15 protein-coding genes and 1 pseudogene are annotated in these 19,581 nt (G+C 59.5%); 7 read left to right on the forward strand and 9 right to left on the reverse strand.

The window, feature by feature from the left end:
- Positions 1–58: 58 nt before the first annotated feature.
- Positions 59–961 carry a citrulline utilization hydrolase CtlX gene (ctlX, locus tag AC097P_RS06615; protein ID WP_479610418.1) on the reverse strand — a complete coding sequence of 301 codons (903 nt, stop codon included), beginning with the start codon at positions 959–961 and terminating at the stop codon, positions 59–61.
- A gap of 44 nt (positions 962–1,005) precedes the next feature.
- Entirely contained in the window at positions 1,006–2,130 is a 1,125-nt protein-coding gene (locus AC097P_RS06620; protein WP_479609601.1) for an ornithine cyclodeaminase, read from the reverse strand.
- Between the two features lie 135 nt (positions 2,131–2,265).
- On the opposite strand from AC097P_RS06620, the gene AC097P_RS06625 reads away from it, so the two are divergent.
- On the forward strand, positions 2,266–2,691 hold the full coding sequence (locus AC097P_RS06625) for an Lrp/AsnC family transcriptional regulator (RefSeq protein WP_479609602.1): 426 nt from the start codon (positions 2,266–2,268) through the stop codon (positions 2,689–2,691).
- A 32-nt stretch (positions 2,692–2,723) separates the two neighbouring features.
- On the opposite strand, the gene AC097P_RS06630 is transcribed toward AC097P_RS06625, so the two are convergent.
- The 3 genes from AC097P_RS06630 to creD all read right to left on the reverse strand — a co-directional run bounded on the left by AC097P_RS06630 (position 2,724) and on the right by creD (position 5,860).
- A complete protein-coding gene (locus AC097P_RS06630) occupies positions 2,724–3,116 on the reverse strand; it encodes a hypothetical protein (protein ID WP_479609603.1) in 393 nt (130 codons plus the stop codon).
- A gap of 90 nt (positions 3,117–3,206) precedes the next feature.
- Positions 3,207–4,517 carry a glycoside hydrolase family 3 N-terminal domain-containing protein gene (locus tag AC097P_RS06635; RefSeq protein WP_479609604.1) on the reverse strand — a complete coding sequence of 437 codons (1,311 nt, stop codon included), beginning with the start codon at positions 4,515–4,517 and terminating at the stop codon, positions 3,207–3,209.
- Positions 4,514–5,860 carry a cell envelope integrity protein CreD gene (creD, locus tag AC097P_RS06640; protein WP_479609605.1) on the reverse strand — a complete coding sequence of 449 codons (1,347 nt, stop codon included), beginning with the start codon at positions 5,858–5,860 and terminating at the stop codon, positions 4,514–4,516. The genes AC097P_RS06635 and creD overlap by 4 nt, the downstream gene beginning before the upstream one ends.
- A gap of 199 nt (positions 5,861–6,059) precedes the next feature.
- Here creD and AC097P_RS06645 point away from each other — a divergent pair, with 199 nt between their 5' ends.
- The 6 genes and pseudogenes from AC097P_RS06645 to AC097P_RS06670 all read left to right on the forward strand — a co-directional run bounded on the left by AC097P_RS06645 (position 6,060) and on the right by AC097P_RS06670 (position 15,233).
- On the forward strand, positions 6,060–6,977 hold the full coding sequence (locus AC097P_RS06645) for a hypothetical protein (protein WP_479609606.1): 918 nt from the start codon (positions 6,060–6,062) through the stop codon (positions 6,975–6,977).
- 37 nt (positions 6,978–7,014) lie between these two features.
- Positions 7,015–8,235 carry a choice-of-anchor X domain-containing protein gene (locus AC097P_RS06650; protein ID WP_479609607.1) on the forward strand — a complete coding sequence of 407 codons (1,221 nt, stop codon included), beginning with the start codon at positions 7,015–7,017 and terminating at the stop codon, positions 8,233–8,235.
- A gap of 67 nt (positions 8,236–8,302) precedes the next feature.
- Positions 8,303–9,843 (forward strand): annotated as a pseudogene (locus AC097P_RS06655) (DUF1800 domain-containing protein).
- A gap of 25 nt (positions 9,844–9,868) precedes the next feature.
- Positions 9,869–11,053, forward strand: coding sequence for a DUF1501 domain-containing protein (locus tag AC097P_RS06660; RefSeq protein ID WP_479609608.1), 1,185 nt, complete (start codon positions 9,869–9,871; stop codon positions 11,051–11,053).
- A 67-nt stretch (positions 11,054–11,120) separates the two neighbouring features.
- Positions 11,121–14,060, forward strand: a complete 2,940-nt coding sequence (locus AC097P_RS06665; protein ID WP_479609609.1) for a hybrid sensor histidine kinase/response regulator — start codon at positions 11,121–11,123, stop codon at positions 14,058–14,060.
- A 9-nt stretch (positions 14,061–14,069) separates the two neighbouring features.
- On the forward strand, positions 14,070–15,233 hold the full coding sequence (locus AC097P_RS06670) for a hybrid sensor histidine kinase/response regulator (RefSeq protein ID WP_479609610.1): 1,164 nt from the start codon (positions 14,070–14,072) through the stop codon (positions 15,231–15,233).
- Here the strand turns inward: AC097P_RS06670 and AC097P_RS06675 are convergent, their stop codons facing one another.
- The 4 genes from AC097P_RS06675 to egtB all read right to left on the reverse strand — a co-directional run bounded on the left by AC097P_RS06675 (position 15,234) and on the right by egtB (position 19,567).
- Positions 15,234–16,931, reverse strand: coding sequence for a hydroxysqualene dehydroxylase (locus AC097P_RS06675; protein WP_479609611.1), 1,698 nt, complete (start codon positions 16,929–16,931; stop codon positions 15,234–15,236).
- Between the two features lie 94 nt (positions 16,932–17,025).
- The gene (locus tag AC097P_RS06680; protein ID WP_479609612.1) at positions 17,026–17,307 is read right to left on the reverse strand and encodes a DUF427 domain-containing protein; all 282 of its coding nucleotides are present in this window, start codon (positions 17,305–17,307) and stop codon (positions 17,026–17,028) included.
- Positions 17,308–17,318: 11 nt separating this feature from the next.
- On the reverse strand, positions 17,319–18,317 hold the full coding sequence (gene egtD, locus AC097P_RS06685) for an L-histidine N(alpha)-methyltransferase (protein ID WP_479609613.1): 999 nt from the start codon (positions 18,315–18,317) through the stop codon (positions 17,319–17,321).
- Positions 18,314–19,567, reverse strand: coding sequence for an ergothioneine biosynthesis protein EgtB (egtB, locus tag AC097P_RS06690; protein WP_479609614.1), 1,254 nt, complete (start codon positions 19,565–19,567; stop codon positions 18,314–18,316). Before egtB ends, egtD begins: the two co-directional genes overlap by 4 nt.
- Between the last annotated feature and the right edge of the window lie 14 nt (positions 19,568–19,581).

A 19,581-nucleotide genomic window follows, 5' to 3' on the forward strand; every position in this document is an offset into this window, starting at 1 on the left:
CTCGCCTTGGGGCGGCCCAGCGGCGAGTTGCCCAGCCTCTTGTTCCGCTGCTGGCCTCTCAGGCGGGTACCGGCTGCCGGCTTCTGAGGTGGACGCCTGCTAGCATGCAGCGCACCGATCCACCGGCCAACTCAATCGTTGGAACGTCCAGCGGTAGTAGTTGCACATGGCGTTCCAGTACGCCAATCTGGTCCTCCGTCAGCGCACGCAAGGCGCGCGCCGATAGTGCCAGCACTCGGCCGTTATGGCCCTGCAGCTCCAGTGCATTGCCGGCGAATTCGCCGATCTGCCCGTCGCTCAGCGCCACTAGTTCACGCCCGCTTTCCTGCAGGCGTTCGCGTACTGCTTGGCGGCGCTCGGCGTTGGTGATCATGTCAAAGCCTACCATCGCAAAGCCGGTGCCTATGCACATCAGCACATTGGTGTGGTAGACAGCACGGCCCAGCGCGTCGGCCGCATCAAACAGCATGGGGTCGAAATTAAAGTGGGTGCAGAATCGCTCCAGCGCAAGCGGGTCGGCACGACTGGAGCGGGCCACATAAGCGACGCGGTCGATGTGGTCCAGCACCATGGCGCCGGTGCCCTCCAGGTAGACGCTGTCTCGTTCCAGGCCGGAATAGTCAATGACGTCTTGCACGCGGTAGTGCTGCTTCAGCAGATCGATAACATCCCAGCGTCTCTCGCGTTGTCGGCTGGGCGTGGCCATTGGGTAAATGGCAACGTGGCCACCGGCGTGGGTGGAAAACCAATTGTTGGGGAACACCGCATCGGGCGTTTGGGTTCCGGTGTCTTCAAACAGGTGCACCACCACGCCGGTATCTTGCAGGCAACGTGCCGCGGTGCTCACTTCTGCGTAAGCGCGTGCCGCCGTGTCAACGTCTGATCCTGCGGGGCTTAGGGTCTGGAATGCGTTGTCCTGCAGCGTGTCGGGGTTGGAGCGGAACATATGCGGCCGAACCATCACGACCGCCGCTGGCGCCTGCGCACTGAAGCACCGCGCCGCGCTCACGCCACCGTTTCCAATACTGTATGGGCCGGGTGAGCCGCGCCACCACTTGTCTTAGGTGTTGCGGGGGCAGCGGGGCGGATCAGCTGGTACAGATCTTTGGGGTCGGCCAATGCGGGAATCAGCGGAATCGCGGCGCCGATGTTCAGCGACTGGGCAAGGTCGTAGATGTAGCGCAGCGCGGAAAAGTCTTCCATCGCAAAGCCAACCGAGTCGAAGAAGGTGATCTGCTTGGCGTTGTCGCGGCCCGGGGCGTGGCCACCCAGCACTTGCCACAGTTCGGTGACACCGAAGTCGGCGTCCATTTGCTGCAGGTCTCCTTCGATACGGGTTTGCGGCTCATACTCTACAAACACCTTGGCTGCGCGCAGCACGTCGGCATGGATCTCGGTCTTGCCGGGGCAATCGCCGCCCACACCGTTGATATGCATGCCCGGTGCAAGCATGTCGGGGGTGATGATGGTCGCATTGGTCTTGTCGGCCGTCACCGTTGTCACGATGTCAGCACCGCGCACCGCCTCTGCCGTGCTAGCGCAGACCACTAGGCGTAGGCTAGTGGTATCGGGGTTGTTTTGCAGGTTGCGCACCAGCTTGGCGGTGGCGCGTGCGTCCACGTCAAACAGCCGGATCTCCTCAATGCCCACCAGGTGGTGAAACGCCAGCGCCTGGAATTCGCTTTGGGCACCGTTGCCTATCAAGGCCATCACGCGGCTGTTGGGGCGGGCCAATGCACGGGCGGCCACGGCCGACGTCGCGGCGGTGCGCATGGCGGTGGTCAGTGTCAACTCGCTGATCAACAGCGGGAAGCCACTGGCTACGTCGGCCAACACGCCAAAGGCCATGACAGTGGGCAGGCCCACGGCGGTGTTCTTGGGGTGGCCGTTGACGTATTTAAATGTATAGGTATCGGCGTCGGCAATTGGCATCAGCTCAATGACGCCGTCGGCCGAATGCGCAGCCAGGCGGGCCGATTTGTCAAAGCTTGTCCAGCGCAGAAAGTCCTGGCGGATGTAGGAAGCCATGCCTTCCAGCGTACGGGCCAGATCGGCCTTACCAACGATAGTGGCAACGTCTTCTGGGCTTAGAAATAGGGTGCTGTGGCGTGCTTGGTTGCGTGTTGTCATGGTTTGTCTCCTCTGGATTGCAAGGGTTTGCAATGGGGTATGGAGGAGTATGGTTTGGCGACCAAACAATAACAATTGTCAATAATGCATAAAAATAGGCAATAAATTGCCATTACGACATGGTAAATTGCCGATATGGATGAGATTGACCAAAAACTGTTATCGCTGCTGCGCCAAGATGCGCGCCTGACCGTGGCCGCTCTGGCTGCAAAATTGAGGGTGTCGCGGGGCACGGTGACCAACCGCATCCGTCGCCTGGAGGACGATGGCGTTATCGTGGGTTACACGGTTCGCCTGCGCCCCGACGTGCAGCACAATACGATCAAGGCTTGGATGAGTATTGCGGTGGACGGCAACCAGACCCGAGCTGTGATTGCCAGCTTATTGGGGGAACCCGGTGTGGCGACGCTGCACGACACCAATGGACGCTGGGATTTGCTGGCCGAGCTGCGGGCCGAAACTTTGCAGGAACTGGCCAAGGTGCTGGAGCGTATCCGCTTGCTCAAAGGCATCAGCAACACCGAGACCAGCATCCATCTAGAAACATTTCGGGCGTCGTGAATAGCCCCGGCGCCCGGGGTCTGGACCTACCTTCAGTCCTTATGCTTTTTGCCGTGGCCCTTGCCATGCTTGTTGCCATGCTCGTGCTCATGCTCGTGTTCTTCCTCGTAGCGCTCGCGCACCCAGTCTTCACGGACAAAGTAGACCGGCTGTCCGCAGGCGTTGTAGCGACCGCAGTGCTTGCTCCAGTTCTTTTGATGCCCTGGTGGAACATAGAGGTAAACCGGCTGCTGGTGGACTGCAATTGGCGCAGGTGCAATGACAACGGGCTGCGCGTAGACCACGCGGGGTTGGGGGAACGCGCCAATATCGATGCGACCATAGACCCCGGGTTGGTTGATGCCTATGGAGACACCGACATTGGTCTGCGCGAAGACGGGTGTCAGGGCGCTGGCGGCAAGCAGAAGGGCAAATATTTTCTTCATGGTGTTTTCTCCTGTGGTCACGATGACCTTCCAACGGTTGAGCTCCTGCCGCGGCCGACCGACGGTGGAGGCCCCGAATGTAAGTTTTTGTCAACGCAATGCGTTGTAGGCCTTTTGCAGCCGCAGGCCACTGGCGCGTAACGTGCTTTCTTCGAGCCTGCCATCGCGCCAGGCCTGCAGCATGCAATGCATCAGAGTGTAGTACTGGTCGGCATCGTAAGACACCAGCAACAGGTCAACGCCAGCGTTGACCGCATCCACGCCCGCGTTGCACATGCCGTGCCGAACGACGGGCGCCATGGCCAAGTCATCGGTTACCAATATGCCCTCGTGCTGCCAGCGATCTCGCACAATGCCTTGCACCACTTTGCGGGATAGTGAAGCCGGGGTGTCGGCGTCCACGGAACTGAGGGCAGCATGCCCAACCATTAGCAGGGCCTGCGTTGCCTTGAGGCCTTCGCGAAAGGGTATCCAGTCGCTGGTCTCCAGTTCCTTCTGGCTCAATGGCAGTTTTGCGCGGAATAGATGCGTGTCCGCGCCGACGCGACCGAGCCCCGGGAAGTGCTTGAGCGTGGCCTGCACGCCCTGGGTTTGCAGGCCGCGGGCATACCCAATGACGGCAGAGCTGACACGGTTGGGGTCAGCGTCTATCGCGCGCTGGCCGATCAGGCTATGCATGTCGAAACGGCTGCGGGCGCGAGGAAAGGAAAGATCAGCCAATGGCGCAAAGTTCACATTGACGCCCAGGGTAGCGAGCCCACGACCGTGTTCCTGTCCATAGGCAAATGCCAGCGGCTCGATGTCGCTTTGTTTAGCCCCGGCAATGATGGTGGCCAGAGGCGGGGTGCTTGCCAGCGGCGGTGACATGCGTGCGACGATGCCGCCCTCCTGGTCCGTGCTGACAATCAGCGGCGGTAGACCGGCGTTCTTACGCAGCAACTGCAAGTCTGCGATCTCCGCCGCGATTGCCGCCACCGTTTTCCCCTGTACGGTATTGGCAGCCACGAAGATGCCGCCGACGAATCCCTTCTGCACCAGCATGCGGGCCTCGTCGGGATGGCCGTAGCCGATGATGAAGTGGGCGCCCAACTTCTGTATTGCGGCTGCCTCCGCGTGCAATACGTGATGGCGGCGCCAGTGAAACAGCCCCTCTTGCAAACCCGCTATGACCAATGTGGTCAACCACATGGCCAGCAGCGCGGCGCGTTGCACGCCTCTTGGCCGGGACTGCCACCATTGGACGCTGACCATAGTCACCGCTGCGATGGCCACTACAAACAGCAGCGGTGTGAAAACAAAACGCCCTGGCAGCAGCAATGGGTTTCGTAGCAGGATCGCCAGTGGAAGCGCGACCAGCGCGCCACCCCATAGCAGACCGTGGCGTAACGCAATCGCCCTCACAGGCTCACCGCTTTTTCCGCGCGCATAGGACGCTTGCTCAGCCCATACCAGTCCATGCGGCGTGTTCCCAGCATCAAGCCTGCCAGCGCGAAAAACAGCAGCAGAGAACCCAAGAGCAGCGCGCTTTGTTCCGAGCGCAGAATGCCAAACAGTGATGCGTACAACAAGGCTAGCGCAAAACTGAATCCCATCCCCCGGCGCCAGCCTTGCAGAATGGCCGCCAAGTAAGTGCCGATCAACGCGATGGAGGCACTTGCCGCTACTAGATAGGCCATCGCAAAGGTGATGTGTTCGGACAGGCTGGTCAATAGCAAAAAGAACACTGCCTGGGCCAGGCCCACCAGCGCGTACTGAATGGGGTGGATGGGCAAGGCCCGCACGTTTTCGAACAGAAAGAAGGCAGCGAACGTCAGTACGACAAACAGCACGCCGTATTTCACTGCCCGCAAAGCCTGGCGGTAGATGTCTACCGGGTCTATCAGCCGTACTTCGAAGCCTTTGGCATCAGCTTTAATTTGGGTGGCGTCTGTGTTGGACGCCAGACCGGTCGTGCTCCAGCGGGCTACAAATCCGTCCTTGTCGATGTCCCGGCTGCGCGGTAAGAAGGCGCCTCCGAAACTGGGGTGAGGCCAGTTGCCGCGCAACTCGGTGGTCGTAACATCACCCAAGGGAACAAACTCAAGGCTGCCGGTGCCCGCCAAGCGCAGGTCCACCCGAAAGGGGATGCGTGCAGCTTTGCCATCCAGCACCTGTTCCGACGTGCCATGAAAGCCCGTCTCCATGCCGCGGATGTTGGCGGCGCGGTGCAAGTCCAGTAACTTGCCGTCCAGCTGGATTTTGGGCTCGCCATTGAGCCCGCGAGGATCGGCGATGCCAACGGATACCGTGGGCGTTCCCCACTTCAGCCGGGCGTTGGCGCCCAGCGGTGGAAGAGACGCCGCACCGGGTGTCTCTATCGTTCCGGTCATCGTGCCTTGAAGTTCGAAGACGGCCGTTTCATGCAAGCCGTAGGCGCGCTTTTCCACGGCAAGACTGCCGTCAAAGTGCAGGTCCTTGGGGGCTACCGTCAGCGTGTGGGTGCGCTTGCTGCGCACCACTTTTTCCTTTGGTTCGCCGCGGTACTCATAGGTTTTTTGCTCGTCAAATTCTTCCTCTACCTTTACTGTGAGCACCGGGCCGAGGATTGACTGCTCACCGGCGGTACTGGCTGCAATGGCGTGGATGGCGTCGGCCCGATAGGCCGTGCGCTCGTCAATCGTGCGTTCGATCATGGCCAGAGGAATCAGTAACAGAGCGGCTATCAGCGCCAGCAATGCGCATTTGAGAAGAATGGGGTATTTCATGGAAAAGTGTCCGTCGTGTAAGTCAGCGACCAGTATTTGCAAGCCCTGTGAAATGCGCACGAAGCCCAAGTGCGTTAGCAGTGAAGGGCGTGTGAAAGCTGGACGATGACTGCGCGGGTATTCCCCAGTTGTCCCGCATTGACGCATTGGAGACACTTGCGCACCCCGATAAGTTGAATCCAGATTCAAGGAGCTATCCATGCGTTCTGTTTGCCTGACTTTCTTCCGTCAACGCTCTGCATTGGCTATCAAGTCCTTGCTGGTGTTCCTTCTCTTTTTGGCGGGTGGGGTTTATGCCACCAACTACTCGTTGTGGGTCAATGGCCGCAACAACCCGAATGCCCAAGTGGGCAACTATGCGGACTTTACGTACTGGGGCCCGGCTAGCACCGCGGCCGGCGTGAACAAGAAATCGGTGAATTGGGACGGTTTCAGTCGCGTGTCTGACCAAAATTACCTTGTCCGCGACGCGCTGGATTGCTACTGCACCGGCAACAACTGGTGTTACATCGCAGCGCACAGCGCCGGCAATTTGCAGATTGGCTATGCCTTGTCGCTGTACGGCGGCACGGCCCGCAGCAAGAAGAACGCCACCCCTAACGCTTCGGGTGTGTGCGGAAATTCCGATGGAACAACTCAAACTGGTTGGAACATCAAGTGGGTCGATGTGGCGGCGGGAGCCGGCGGTGGGAGTGAGTTGGCGAACGTAGGTAGCTGGGCCGTATCCGATCCTCTCAGTTCCGATTTGAAAACCGCAACAGCCCGTGCGCTGTACGACCACAACCAGACGCGCGCCAAGTGGTTCTACATGTACGCCGGCGCCAAGGGCACGCTCTATTCTGGCGTCTTGCCGGGCCAGGATGATGAGGCCGTGGCCTATCACTCGTCGGGTGGTGTCTCCGGCAGCGGCGGCGGCGCCGGCTTCTGCAATCCATCCGACTGGTTCTGCAACGACCTGACCATGGGCACTGCCGCCAATGAGGGTGGTGCAGCCAAGTGGAGCTACCACACTGTGGCCTTCCGTGATGACAGTGAATCCTACAACCACTACACAAACGGCGCCTGGGGCGGTGTGGTGTCCAAGGTGCGTGCCGACATGGCGGCCAACGCCAATTAACCGCCATCCGTTTCGCCCGACTATGGCAGTGTGAACCATGAAACGGCGTGCAAAGTCGGCTTGGCTCGGCGGCGCGCTGCTGGTGCTGGCCGTGCTGGGTTGGTATGGGTTTGGTGCAGCTAGCGATGCGGCTCCTAATGGCGCTGCGGCCGGCGCAAGCCAATCAGGGACGCAAGACGGGGCCAGTGGCGGTGCCCCGTTGTCGACGGGCAATGGCAGTGGCCCCCCCTACACCGCTGCAGGCCTGCAGTCACGCCAAGAGCAACTGGCCTTGTGGCGCGGCCGTTACGAGCGGGCGGAACACACTTACGCCAGTTACCGTGACGCCACGCGCTACCCCTACGACTCTCGGCCGATTGCCGAGCACCCCGACCAGATTCACCCGTTCGCACCGATTGCGGAAGAGCTGAAACTGCGCAATGCCAAAGGCGAGGAGGTCAAGGGCATCCGCCTGCGTACCAGCCAGGAGCGGGTTTTTCTCAGCGGCTCCGAGAGCGTGAAGTTCAGCGTAGCCGTGCGCGATGAGAGCGGCAGCCCTGTACCCCTTGTGATACGTAGTGCCCAGGCGCAGTCCATCCCCGATTCGCGTACACCGATCAAGCTGGTGCAAGCCAGCGTGGTTTTTGCAGACGATGGAACAGGGGCCGACGATTCTGCCGGAGACGGCACCTACTCCGGCCGCTTGACACCTGCGAGTCAGGGCTTTCAAAACTACGGCGGCACCATCCGCGTGCTGGTCGAACTCTCGGCAGACGGCCAGCAAGGTGTCGCCCATTTCGATGTGGTTTACATGCCGGACGTGCCTGCCACTTGGGCTGGAGTGCGCGAAGCGCTGGAAGCCGGCTCGCTGAATTTCTATCTGAAGGCCAATGTGCGTGTGGGAGGTCGCTACGTCGTCAGTGCGCGCGTGGACGATGCCAACGGCGTGCCATTTGCGTTGCTGCAGTTCAATGACGAAGTGGTCGCGGGTAGCCGGGAGTTCAAGTTGCAGTTGTTCGGCGCACTGGTGCAGGACAAGAGCCCTGCCTTCCCGCTGCGCTTGCGCGATGTGGATGGCTTTTTGCTGATCCCGGATAAATTTCCGGACCGCAGCACCATGGCACGCCAGGTGGGTGTAGTGCACACGAGCGCCGTTTACCCCAAGAGCCGATTTTCCTCCGCCGAATGGAGCAGTGAAGAGCGCCAACGCTACTTGACCGAATATGGCAAAGATGCCGATACTGCCAGACGCAAGGTGGAAGAGCTTACCAACCCTTAAATTCCCGTGGCTTGTTGTGGTGTGCACATACCGACCAAGGCGGCGGTACTATTGCTGCTTCCATATGATGACTGCATACATTTTTCGGCGCAGCATTTTGTCCGCGGTGGGCTTGGCGGTTTTGTGTGGATGCGCGGGTCCTGCCAGAAAAACTGCAACCGATCCGATAGCGGCGGCGAATGCCTATGTGCAAACCAACCGGCTAACCTGGGGTGCCACCGCCAGCGCAGTTGCCCATTTTCAGGCCGTTGGGCATCAGGCCTATCTGTTGGAGCAATTGCATCCGGCGGCGACGCAGCTGCCCGCCACAGTCCAGTCGCAGATCGACGCCATGACCGTATCGCAACAGCCCCTGGTGGCGCTGGTGCAAACCATGGAGCAGCGTCGCAAGGACGCCGACGCGGTTACGGATGATGCCGCCAAGAAGACAGCCCAGCAGGCTTACCAACAGGAGATGAACCGGCTCTCCAAGGAGTCGGCAACGCGCCATGTGTTGCGTGCCCTGTATTCCAATACCCAGATACAGGAGCAAATGACCTGGTTCTGGTTGAACCATTTCAGCGTGCACCTTTACAAGAGCAACCTGCGGGCAATCGTGGGTGACTATGAAGAGACCGCCATCCGCCCAAACGCTCTCGGTAATTTCAGGACCCTGCTGGGCGCCGTGGTGGAGCATCCTGCCATGTTGCGCTACCTAGACAATGAGCAGAACGCGGCGGGGCGCATCAACGAGAACTTTGCACGCGAGCTCATGGAACTCCACACGCTTGGCGTGGACGGCGGCTACTCCCAGCGGATGTGCAGGAGCTCGCCAAGATACTGACGGGATTTGGTGTCAATCTGGGGACCACAAACCCGCCCCAGAAGAAGGAGTTGCAAGAGCTGTACCTGCGCAAGGGCTTGTTCGAATTCAACCCTGCGCGCCACGCGTTTGGGTACAAGGAGCTTTTGGGGCAACCCATCCGTGCCAGCGGCTACGGTGAGTTGGGTGAGGCCCTGGACCGACTGGTGCGCCATCCGGCAACTGCACGCTTGCTGAGCAAGAAGCTTACGACCTACTGGCTTGCCGATGAGCCACCCGCCGCTGTGGTGCAGGGCATGGCGCAGGCGTTCGAGCGCAGCGGTGGTGATATTGCCGCCACCTTGCAGGCCTTGTTTACCTCCGATGCCTTCACGTATCCCGCCACCTACAAGTTCAAGGACCCCACGCGCTTTGTGGTGTCTGCAGTGCGCCTGGCCTATGACGAGAAGCCGGTACTCAATGTGAATCCGATGCTGAACTGAATCAACCGCATGGGTCAGCCCTTGTATGGCCGCGCTACACCAGACGGTTACTCCTTGCAGTCCAGCGCCTGGGCCAGCCCCGGGCAACTGGCGACCCGCTTCGAAATCGCCAAAGCCATTGGTTCCGGCAGCGCGGGATTGTTCAAGACGGAAGGCCCGGATGTGCGCGAGCTTCCGGCGTTTCCGCAATTTTCAAATGCTTTGTACTACCAATCGATAAGCAAGGGCTTGGGGCAGGCCACGCGTCAGGCACTGGACCAAGCCGCGTCACCGCAGGAGTGGAACACCTTCCTGCTGTCATCGCCCGAAATGATGCAACGCTGATGCTCAACACGAAAGAGGGGTTTGCATGAATCGCCGTGAATCACTCGCCGGATTGGCCGCACTCTCCCTACCATTTCCAACCGGTCGCCTGTATGCCGCGCCGGATGTGGGATCCCGGCTACTGGTGGTGTTCTTGCGGGGTGGCTATGACGCTGCCAGCCTGTTGGTCCCATGTGCGAGCAGCTTCTACTACGAATCCCGTCCTGACATTGCCATTGCCAAGCCGTCCAGTGACTTAGCGTCCAGTCTCCCGTTGGTTGATGGGTGGGGCCTGCACCCTGCTTTACGCGACAGTCTGTACCCGTATTTCAAAAATGGGGAACTGGCGTTCGTGCCTTTTGCGGGAACCCATGACGTCTCGCGCAGCCATTTCGAAACACAGGACAGTATCGAAATGGGCCAAGCCCTGGACGGTCACAAAAACTACAGTTCCGGGTTTATGAACCGCCTGGCGACGGTGTTGAAGGGCAGTACGCCCATGGCTTTTACCGAGCAGCTGCCCGTCATCTTCCAGGGGGATGCAAAGGTTCCCAACACCGTGCTCAAGACGTTGGCGAAGCCCTCGGTCGATGCCCGCCAGAGCAGCATCATTGCATCCATGTACCAGGGCTCGCCGTTGATGGAACAGGTGGCAGACGGTTTCATGGTGCGTGATGGCGTGTTGCGTGAGCTGACCGCTGAGATGGACGCCGCCAACCGTAACGCCATTGCAGCCAAGGGCTTTGAGCTAGAGGCCAGACGCATCGCACGCTTGATGAAGGACAGCTACAGTCTGGGCTTTGTCGATGTTGGAGGATGGGATACGCATGTCTACCAAGGTGCAGCCACTGGCTACCTGGCCAGCCGTTTTGAGGAGTTGGGGCGAGGGCTGTCGGTGTTTGCGCAGGAAATGGGCACTGCTTGGCGCACCACCACCGTGCTGGTGCTCAGCGAGTTTGGTCGCACTTTCAGGCAAAACGGAAACCGGGGCACGGACCACGGTCACGGAACCGTGGCGTGGGTGATGGGCGGAGGTGTACGGGGCCAACGCATCGCCGGTGAGCAGGTCCGTGTCGAGCAGGCGACACTTTTCCAAAACCGGGATTTCCCCGTGCTTAACGAGTACCGGTCCTTGTTGGGTGGCGTGTTCAAACGCCAGTATGGTTTGTCTTCCGAGCAATTGGAATTTGTCTTCCCGGGCGCCAAGGCGCAAGACCTGAAGCTTTTGTGATTTTAAAAATGGGGAGCTTGCAGTAGACTGAATCCGGCTGAGATGCTGGGTCTACTACAGGAACTCCATGGAAGAAGCAGTCGATACGAAGCGCATGCTGCGCCGGGCGAACCTTCGCGATCGGGTGGGTGGTTTCCTTGGAACCGTTGGCGGCGAGCCTGTCGATGAAAGATTGCTGTTGCTCATCCGATTCAATTGGGCGGTGGTCAGCTTTGCCATCTGCTACATGGCCGTAAGTTGGGCCATTAACTTTCAATCCGGCATCTATGTGATGGTAGTGCTAGGACTGCTGTTGCTGGCCAATCTGGTTTTCATCTACAGAACTGGCAACTATACGGTTGCCGCCAACATTTATCTGTTTGCGAACTGTTTTGTCGGCATATTGGGTTGCACGTATTTTTCGGGCGGTCTTTACTCGCCGGTCATATCCTGGTTCGCCACCGGCCCGGTTACCGCCACGCTGTTGCTTGGCTTTACTCGCAACGCCATCATCTGGCTCGCTGTCAACGCAGTGCTGGTGCTGGCTTTTGGCTTTGCTGCAGGTCTTGGTGTCGAGTTGCCTTTTCTCTACGATGTACGGCATGCGGATTTCTTTTTTGCGACCAGTCAGATTGGACTTGTGCTGACGCTGCTGGTACACACCAAGATCTTTGATTCAGCCAAGAACCGGGCGCTGCTTGAATCCGAGGCGCGCAATGCCGAGCTTCAGACCGCTTTGTATGAGACCGCCCAGGCGCGCCAAAAAGCCGAAGAGGCCACTGCGTCCAAGTCTGCCTTCCTGGCCAATATGAGCCATGAAATCCGGACACCGATGAATGCCATCATTGGCATGAGCCACCTGGCGTTAAAGACTGAGCTGGCTCCACGCCAGCGCGACTACTTGCAGAAGGTGCAGCAGTCGGGTCAGCACTTGCTGGGCATCATCAACGACATCCTGGATCTCTCGAAAGTAGAGGCCGGTAAGCTAGACCTTGAGAATCGTGAGTTCAGCCTGGAACAGGTGATGGCCAAGGTGGCTGGCCTGATCGACGAGAAAGCCGCCGATAAGGGGCTGGAATTGTTATTCGACATCCCGCAGAACGTGCCGGACGCCTTGCGCGGCGATGCGCTCAGGCTGAGCCAGATGATCATCAACTACGCCAACAACGCGGTCAAATTTTCCGACCGGGGCGCGATAGACATCATCGTGCGGGTGCAGGAGCACGACGCCGATTCGGTGTTGCTGCGTTTTGCCGTGCGTGACAGCGGTATAGGACTAACACGTGAGCAGGCCAGCAAGCTGTTTCAGAATTTCCAGCAAGCCGATGCCACGACGACGCGCAAATACGGTGGCACGGGTCTGGGGCTTTCCATCACAAAAATACTGGCCACGCAAATGGGCGGCGAGGTCGGTGTAGACAGCGAGGTAGGGCAGGGCTCCACGTTCTGGTTCACAGTGAGATTGGGTCTAGGTAGCGCCGCGCCGCGCCAACTGTTGTTGCAAAGTGGTCTGCAGCCCCCGCGTGTGCTGGTGGTGGATGACATGCAGAGCGCGCGACAGGTTTTGGGTGAGATGCTGGCCTGCATGCGTTTCACAGTCGATGTGGCCGACGGCGGCGCCCAGGCCTTGGGCTGCATCCAGGCAGCCGATGCTGCAGGCAATCCCTATGACATCGTGTTACTGGATTGGCAAATGCCTGGCATGGACGGCATAGAAACCGCTCAACGCATGCGCACCTTGAATCTGCAGCGGCCGCCGCAGCTGGCCATGCTTTCTGCACACGGCCGGGGTGATCTGGGTGCGGCACTGGCCCGTGCACCCGGAGCGGACATCGCGGCGGTGCTAGACAAGCCAGTCGTTCCCTCACAACTGTTCGACACCCTGGGAGCCCTGTTATACGCAACGCCTGGCACAGATAGTGCGTGCAGAGAGGTTGCACCGACCGCGATTCCCGCTGCCTTGCGCGCCATCCGCGGAGCCCGCATTTTGTTGGCGGAAGACAACCCCCTGAACCAACAAGTCGCCAGTGAATTGCTGAGCGATGTGGGGATGGTCGTGGATATCGCTGACAACGGTCGTATAGCCTATGAAAGGCTTGCCGAGGGTGTGGCTACCGCCCGGCCCTACGATCTGGTACTGATGGACTTGCAGATGCCGGTCATGGATGGACTGGAAGCCACGCGCCGTATACGCGCGCTGCAACACGGGGGCAGCGTTCCCATCGTCGCGATGACGGCCAACGCCATGGCATCGGACCGTGAACAGTGCGTTCTCGCAGGCATGGTGGACTTCGTCGCCAAACCGATTGACCCCGATGCACTGTTCCAGGCGCTGCTGCGCTGGATAAGACCTATCGATAGCGCTGGGCCCCATCGCGCAGGCGCCGGGTCAACCGGTAAGCTCGCTCCTGAACCCGGAGGCACAGATGCCATTCCGATACACATTCCGGGTCTGGACCCTGCCGCAGGCCTGCGCCGCGTGCTGGGAAAGCCCCAGCGTTACATGGCGATGCTACGGGGCTTTGTAGATACACAAGCGGACGCTGCGGCCCACATCCTCAGCGCGATAGAAGCGCAGGACACCCAGGCGGCGGCCCGGCTTGCCCATACTCTCAAAGGCTTGGCTGGCAATATTGCGGCGGCTGATCTGGTCGAGCACGCGGCGGCTGTTGAACAGGCGCTGCACGCGGAAGGCAATGCCGCTGATTTAACGCTTTTGCTCACCCAGCTAGAACGGAAGTTGGCTGCGCAGGTCGAAGCGATACGCCAGGCCCTGCCGACGGAACCCCAAACCAGCCCGCCAACCGAAATTGATATGTCGGACGCAAGCAGGCTCATCGCGGTGTGTCAACACCTCATCACTTTGTTGACCAATGACGACGGAAATGCCGAACGTGTGCTGGCGGAACATGCGAACATGTTGCGCATGGCGTATCCTTTGCACTTCTCCAAACTGCAGGCGGCCGTGAATCGGTTCGACAGCGAACGCGGCCTGGAGATACTTCAGCAAGCCATAGCCGGAAGTTAAGTGATTGCAATGTACGCACCGCAAGACCTATCCTATCGACCCACGATTCTGGTGGTAGATGACACGCCCCAGAATTTGGCGTTGATGCGTGACCTGCTGGAAACGGACTACACCGTCAAGCTGGCGCCCAGCGGCACGCGTGCACTGAAGATTGCCAAAACCCAGCCTCCGGATATGGTGCTGCTGGACATCATGATGCCCGACATGGACGGCTATGAGGTGTGCCGCCAACTCAAGGCTGACCCAGCGACCGCTGATATCCCGGTGATATTTTTTACCGCCAGGATCGAGACGCAAGACGAGCAGATGGGTTTTGCGCTTGGCGCAGTGGACTACATCACCAAGCCCATTAGCCCACCCATCGTGTTGGCGCGGGTCAAGGCGCATCTGTTGTTCAAGCAGGCGCGCGACGCCCTGGAGCGGCGCAACCGCGAGGACAAGCAGCGCTTTGACACCGCTTTGGCGCAGCAGATCGAGCTGAATGAACTGAAGTCCACCTTTGTCGCGATGACGTCGCACGAGTTCCGAACACCGTTGACGTCCATCCTTGTATCGCAAAGCCTGCTGCGCAACTACTGTGACCGGCTTCCGGTCGCGGAGCGCAACGGCTTGCTCGACAGCATTGAGGCCACCGTCAAGCGCATGGTCCTGATGCTGGACCAGGTGCTCACCATAGGACGTGCCGACGCGCACCTGCTGTCCTTCAGCCCTAAGCCGTTCAATCTGCTGGTGCTGTGCCACCAACTGCGGGATGAGGTCAATGCCGTTCATGCCGGCCCCGGCAAGGCCGTTGCAGCCCGCGTCGCGCTGGAGACAGAATTGGATGACCAGGAAGTGCTGGCGGACGAAAAGCTGCTGCGCCACATCCTAGGCAATTTGCTGTCCAACGCGGTCAAGTATTCGCCACAAGCCAAGGAGGCTTTTTTTCGGATACGCCGCAATGGCGATAGCGTCCGTTTCGAAGTGCAAGACCAGGGCATCGGCATACCGGCCGATGATTTACCGCGACTGTTCGGCGACTTTCACCGTGCCAGCAACGTTGGCAACATACCGGGTACAGGCTTGGGGCTGGCAATCGTCAAACGCGCCGTTGAAAGCCATGGCGGCACCATTGGAGTGACCAGCCAGCCCGGCATGGGAACTTGCTTCACCGTGACGATTCGCTTGGGCTGATCACAGCACTTGCTTCCACGGCAATCCCTTGTCGAAATTCATGCGGTCTAACGCCTGCAGAGGTTTGAGCAACAACGGCGTGTGCATTTCCCAGATATCGCAATAGTCTTCGTCGGATTCCGTCGCAGACAGGATGCTGTTGACAGCGCGCCGTGCGGCTTCGTTGGCGCCCTCCATTGTGGCCAGGTCGGTATTGGTCTTAACGTAGTCGCTGGCCAGAAACAGGTTGTCAATGGCGGTGTGGGCGTTTGGTCGGATGCTCCAGGTGTTGCACTGGTTGACCAGCAAAGGCTCCAGCTCAATGACCTTTGCCAGAGCCTCTTGCTTGGCGGGGCTCAGCCGGTCGGTAATCGCCTTGCTCATGCCGGCGTTCGTGGGTTCAATGTCCTCGTCCAGGTAGTAGTCTTCAACCATGTCATCGCGCAATACGTCGGCGCCGCCAAAATTGAGTTCCTGCTTAAGCTGCTCCCAAACCTCCGTCTTGATTTCTTCCTTGGTGCAATCCCGGGCTGCCTTGCCGTTGAAATTGCCTACTGCCTTCCAGTCCGAAATGTCCACGGACAGGATGGATACCACCTTGCCGTTGCCGCGGCGACGCAGGTCGTAGCCGGGCCAGAACTGGATCTGCGAGATGCTGGTCAGCGCCCAGTTGCTACCGGTGTACATGGTGTGGCCGCGGTTCAGGTCGACCTTGGTGTTCAGATAGAACTGGATGCCATTCATCCACTCCACATTGGGGGCAAGCTTGATGATGTTCTTCAGCGATGGGTCGAGTGCCAATACCTTTTCGCTCATCAAATTGGCAGCCCTCTCCACCGGTACGGCCAGCAGGTAGTAGTCGCCGGGTGCGCCACCGTGGCCTACATCGCCATCTTTTTCGTAAGTAACGCCGCTGATACGGCCTTTTTGGGTCTGAATGCTGTTTACGACGGTGCCGTGGTGGTACTTGACGCCTTTGCTGGTCAGGTAGTCGTACCAGGGATTGAGCCATGCCTGGTTGGTGGGTGCGTTGAATACGCGGTCGGTGTCCCGAGTGAACGGGTCCATCATCATGTACAGCATCTGTAGCAAGATGGCGCCGCAGGTCCGCGTGCTCGCCAGCTGGGCTTGGCAGGCGACGAGGCTGCGGGTCAATCCACCAGACAACAGTCGCTGGTACGCGGCGCTCTTGGTCGCAGATTCTGTGTAGTCCCACCAGCTGATGTTGTCATATTCATCGGCAAAGCGTTTACTGCAACTCGTCATAAGCTGCCAGATTTTTCCCGAGAAGAAGCTGATTTCGTCGTCGGTCAACTCGGCGCTAAAAGCCTGGAAGCCTTTAAAAAATTCCTCAAGGTCTTGCAGAGAGGTCGGAAAATTCACTGGCAGGACGATGGGTTTGGCGTTGCTTTGCGCCATCATCATGTTCTCCGTCACCACCAGATTGTCAAACGCGGACCTGTCGTTCCCCACCGGGATCCGCTTCATGGTGTCGGTGACATGCTTGTAAAAACCGGGGAAAAACCGAAAGCCGTGCTCGCCGGGCAGGAACAGTGTCGGGTCGATCTTGTTGGTGCCCGGTGCGTCGACACTACGGGCCTTGCCGCCCACATACCGCGGGTTTCGTTCAAAAATCTCGACCTGAAATCCCCGCTCCATTAACTCGTGCGCGGCGCTCATACCCGCCACACCGCCACCGATAACGATCACTTTTGGCATAGTGCCTCCCCAAAAAGTCAGACCCGTACAGTACGCAATGGCTTTTGTATGCGCCTGCGGATCTTACTGACATCCGGGAAAACAGCTAGTGTTTTTAAGCCACTACTTCAACGCCTTTCCAGAAAGCCACGCGCCCCTTGATGTTGGCGGCTTCCGGCTTGGGTTCCGCGTAGTACCAAACTGCATCGGGATTGAGCTCGCCGTTGACGATTAGTGAGTAGTAGCTGGCCTGGCCCTTCCAGGCGCAGGTGGTCTTGTGGTTACTGAAGGTGATGAAGGCGCGGTCCAACGTGCTTTCGGGGAAGTAATGGTTGCCCTCCACCATGACGGTGTCGTCACTTTCGGCGATGACGGTATCTTTCCAGATTGCTTTCATAAATGGCTACTCTATTTGGGTGCGTCCAGCCATAGCAGGCAGAACTGGTTGGCAGGGTCGGTCCACGATTGGCCTGGCGTAAAGCCAGCGCGCTGGGCCAATTGGCTCAGCCCGTGGACGGTGAACTTATAGGAATTCTCTGTATGCAGGGTCTCGCCCTGTGCAAACGTAAACGATGCACCGCCCACACGGACCGACTGCTGGCAGGTGCTCATCAAATGCATTTCGATGCGCTGGAACGGCGCATTGTAGAAAGCGCTGTGCGCAAATTGGTCGAGCTGGAAATTGGCGCCCAGCTCGCGGTTTGCGCGCACCAGCACATTGCGATTGAAGGCTGCCGTGACACCCTGGCTATCGTTGTAGGCAGCGTGCAGCCGCTCCGGGCTCTTGACCAGATCGACCCCGAGGATCAGCGACCCCCCCTGAAGCGTTTTGGCGCACATGCGCATGAAGCGCAATGCATCCAGCGGCTCGAAGTTCCCCAGTGTGGAGCCAGGGAAAAATCCCACACGGCGGCCCTCAGGCGGCATGTCCGGTGGCAAAACAAGATCCTGCGTGTAGTCGGCTTCGAGTGGCTCTACCTGCAGATTAGGATAGTCTCGGGCCATTCGCAAGGCAGCGCCCTGCAGGTGCTCCGCAGAGATGTCGATCGGAATGTAACGGGCGGGCTGGTCCATGGCGTCCAGCAATACCCGAACCTTTTGCATGGAGCCGGCGCCGAACTCCAAAATCTCTGCATGCGGTCCCATAAGCTTCGCTATCTCGTCTGCGTGTTTGTGCAGGATCGACAGTTCGGTGCGTGTTGGGTAGTACTCCGGCAGGTCGCAAATTTTGTCGAACAGGATGGAGCCTGCACTGTCGTAGAAGTACTTGGGCGAAATGCTTTTGCGCTGGTGGGCCAAGCCCTGTTTGAGGTCGGACATGAACTCGTTTTCAACAAGGTCGGGCGTACTTGCAGCGTCGGTGTCAAGAAGGTCTGCGTCGCCGGCATATGCCAGGTTGTCTTTCATGGGTGGTCCTTTGCCAGGCGTATGCCAGAAAACTGCCAGCGGGCCGCTGGCGGAAAAAAGTTGCGGTAGGTCTTGCGGCTATGGCCCGCGGGCGTGACCGGGCTGGCGCCGCGTAGCACCTGCTGGCCCACCATGAACTTGCCGTTGTACTCGCGCACGGCGCCAGTGCTTGGTCGAAAGCCGGGGTAGGGGTCGTAGGACGAACGGGTCCACTGCCAGCCACTGCCCATCATCTGCGTGATGCCCGGCAGGTCAAAGGCCACCTCCCATTCAAATTCGGTGGGCAGGCGTGCGCCCGACCATTCAGCGAAGGCGGCGGCCTCGTAGAAGCTGATGTGGTGGACGGGCGCTTGCCGGTCCAGTGCCTGCACCCCGTTCAGGCCGAACACCTGCCACGCGTCAGACGGTGCTCGCGGATCACCGGGCGCCAGCCAGTACGCCGGCGCGGCCAGCCCTTGTGCCTGCACGGTGGCCCAACCGTCTGACAGCCACCAGCGGGCCTGCGTGTAGCCGCCGTCCACAATAAAGTCCAGGTACTCGCCGCAATTGACGAGGCGGTTGGTGATCTGAAACGCATGCACCAGCGCCTGGTGCGCCGGGGTTTCGTTGTCGAACGAAAAACCAGCACCTGCATGGCCTACTGTGTGCACGCCTCCTGTCCCGGCCAGCCATTGCAGCGCTACGGGCGCGCTGTCGGTCTGCGGCACTTGCCGGACAGGCTGGTAGGGCGGCAACAGCGGGCTGCAGGACAGCAGGTGCAGCATGTCGGTCAGCATCAATTCCTGGTGCTGCTGCTCGTGCTGCAGCCCCAGTTCAATCAGACCCGCAGCGACCTGCCACGTGGCTTCATCGGCTGACTCCAGATATCGCAGCAGGGCAGCGTCAACATGCTGGCGGTAGCTATGGATGTCAGCCAGCGCGGGCCGGGTCAACAATCCCCGCTGCGGCCGCGGGTGTCGTGGCCCCAGCGCTTCGTAGTAGGAGTTGAACAGGTATAGGTAGCGCGTATCGAATACTTGGTAGCCTGGTTGGAACGCCTGCAGTACCACGGTCTCAAAAAACCAACTGGTATGGGCCAGGTGCCACTTGGTCGGGCTGGCGTCGGGCATGGATTGGACGCACTGGTCTTCGGCCGACAGCGGGCGGGCCAGTTCTAGCGTGCGTGCACGCACGGCGCTAAAGCGCCGGGCCAGGGCAGCGCGGGGTTCTGCCAAAGCAAAGGATGCAGTTGTCTGGGCGGCGGATGGCATGGAAGCTCCGTTTG

Source organism: Rhodoferax sp. ZS1R8 (genome assembly GCF_056521325.1).

Excerpts from the sequence above, each read along its gene's own strand:
- ctlX (WP_479610418.1), bottom strand. The coding sequence starts at position 961 with ATGGTTCGGCCGCATATGTTCCGCTCCAACCCCGACACGCTGCAGGAC.
- AC097P_RS06620 (WP_479609601.1), bottom strand. The coding sequence starts at position 2,130 with ATGACAACACGCAACCAAGCACGCCACAGCACCCTATTTCTAAGCCCA.
- AC097P_RS06625 (WP_479609602.1), top strand. The coding sequence starts at position 2,266 with ATGGATGAGATTGACCAAAAACTGTTATCGCTGCTGCGCCAAGATGCG.
- AC097P_RS06630 (WP_479609603.1), bottom strand. The coding sequence starts at position 3,116 with ATGAAGAAAATATTTGCCCTTCTGCTTGCCGCCAGCGCCCTGACACCC.
- creD (WP_479609605.1), bottom strand. The coding sequence starts at position 5,860 with ATGAAATACCCCATTCTTCTCAAATGCGCATTGCTGGCGCTGATAGCC.
- AC097P_RS06645 (WP_479609606.1), top strand. The coding sequence starts at position 6,060 with ATGCGTTCTGTTTGCCTGACTTTCTTCCGTCAACGCTCTGCATTGGCT.
- AC097P_RS06650 (WP_479609607.1), top strand. The coding sequence starts at position 7,015 with ATGAAACGGCGTGCAAAGTCGGCTTGGCTCGGCGGCGCGCTGCTGGTG.
- AC097P_RS06660 (WP_479609608.1), top strand. The coding sequence starts at position 9,869 with ATGAATCGCCGTGAATCACTCGCCGGATTGGCCGCACTCTCCCTACCA.
- AC097P_RS06665 (WP_479609609.1), top strand. The coding sequence starts at position 11,121 with ATGGAAGAAGCAGTCGATACGAAGCGCATGCTGCGCCGGGCGAACCTT.
- AC097P_RS06670 (WP_479609610.1), top strand. The coding sequence starts at position 14,070 with ATGTACGCACCGCAAGACCTATCCTATCGACCCACGATTCTGGTGGTA.
- AC097P_RS06675 (WP_479609611.1), bottom strand. The coding sequence starts at position 16,931 with ATGCCAAAAGTGATCGTTATCGGTGGCGGTGTGGCGGGTATGAGCGCC.
- AC097P_RS06680 (WP_479609612.1), bottom strand. The coding sequence starts at position 17,307 with ATGAAAGCAATCTGGAAAGATACCGTCATCGCCGAAAGTGACGACACC.
- egtD (WP_479609613.1), bottom strand. The coding sequence starts at position 18,317 with ATGAAAGACAACCTGGCATATGCCGGCGACGCAGACCTTCTTGACACC.
- egtB (WP_479609614.1), bottom strand. The coding sequence starts at position 19,567 with ATGCCATCCGCCGCCCAGACAACTGCATCCTTTGCTTTGGCAGAACCC.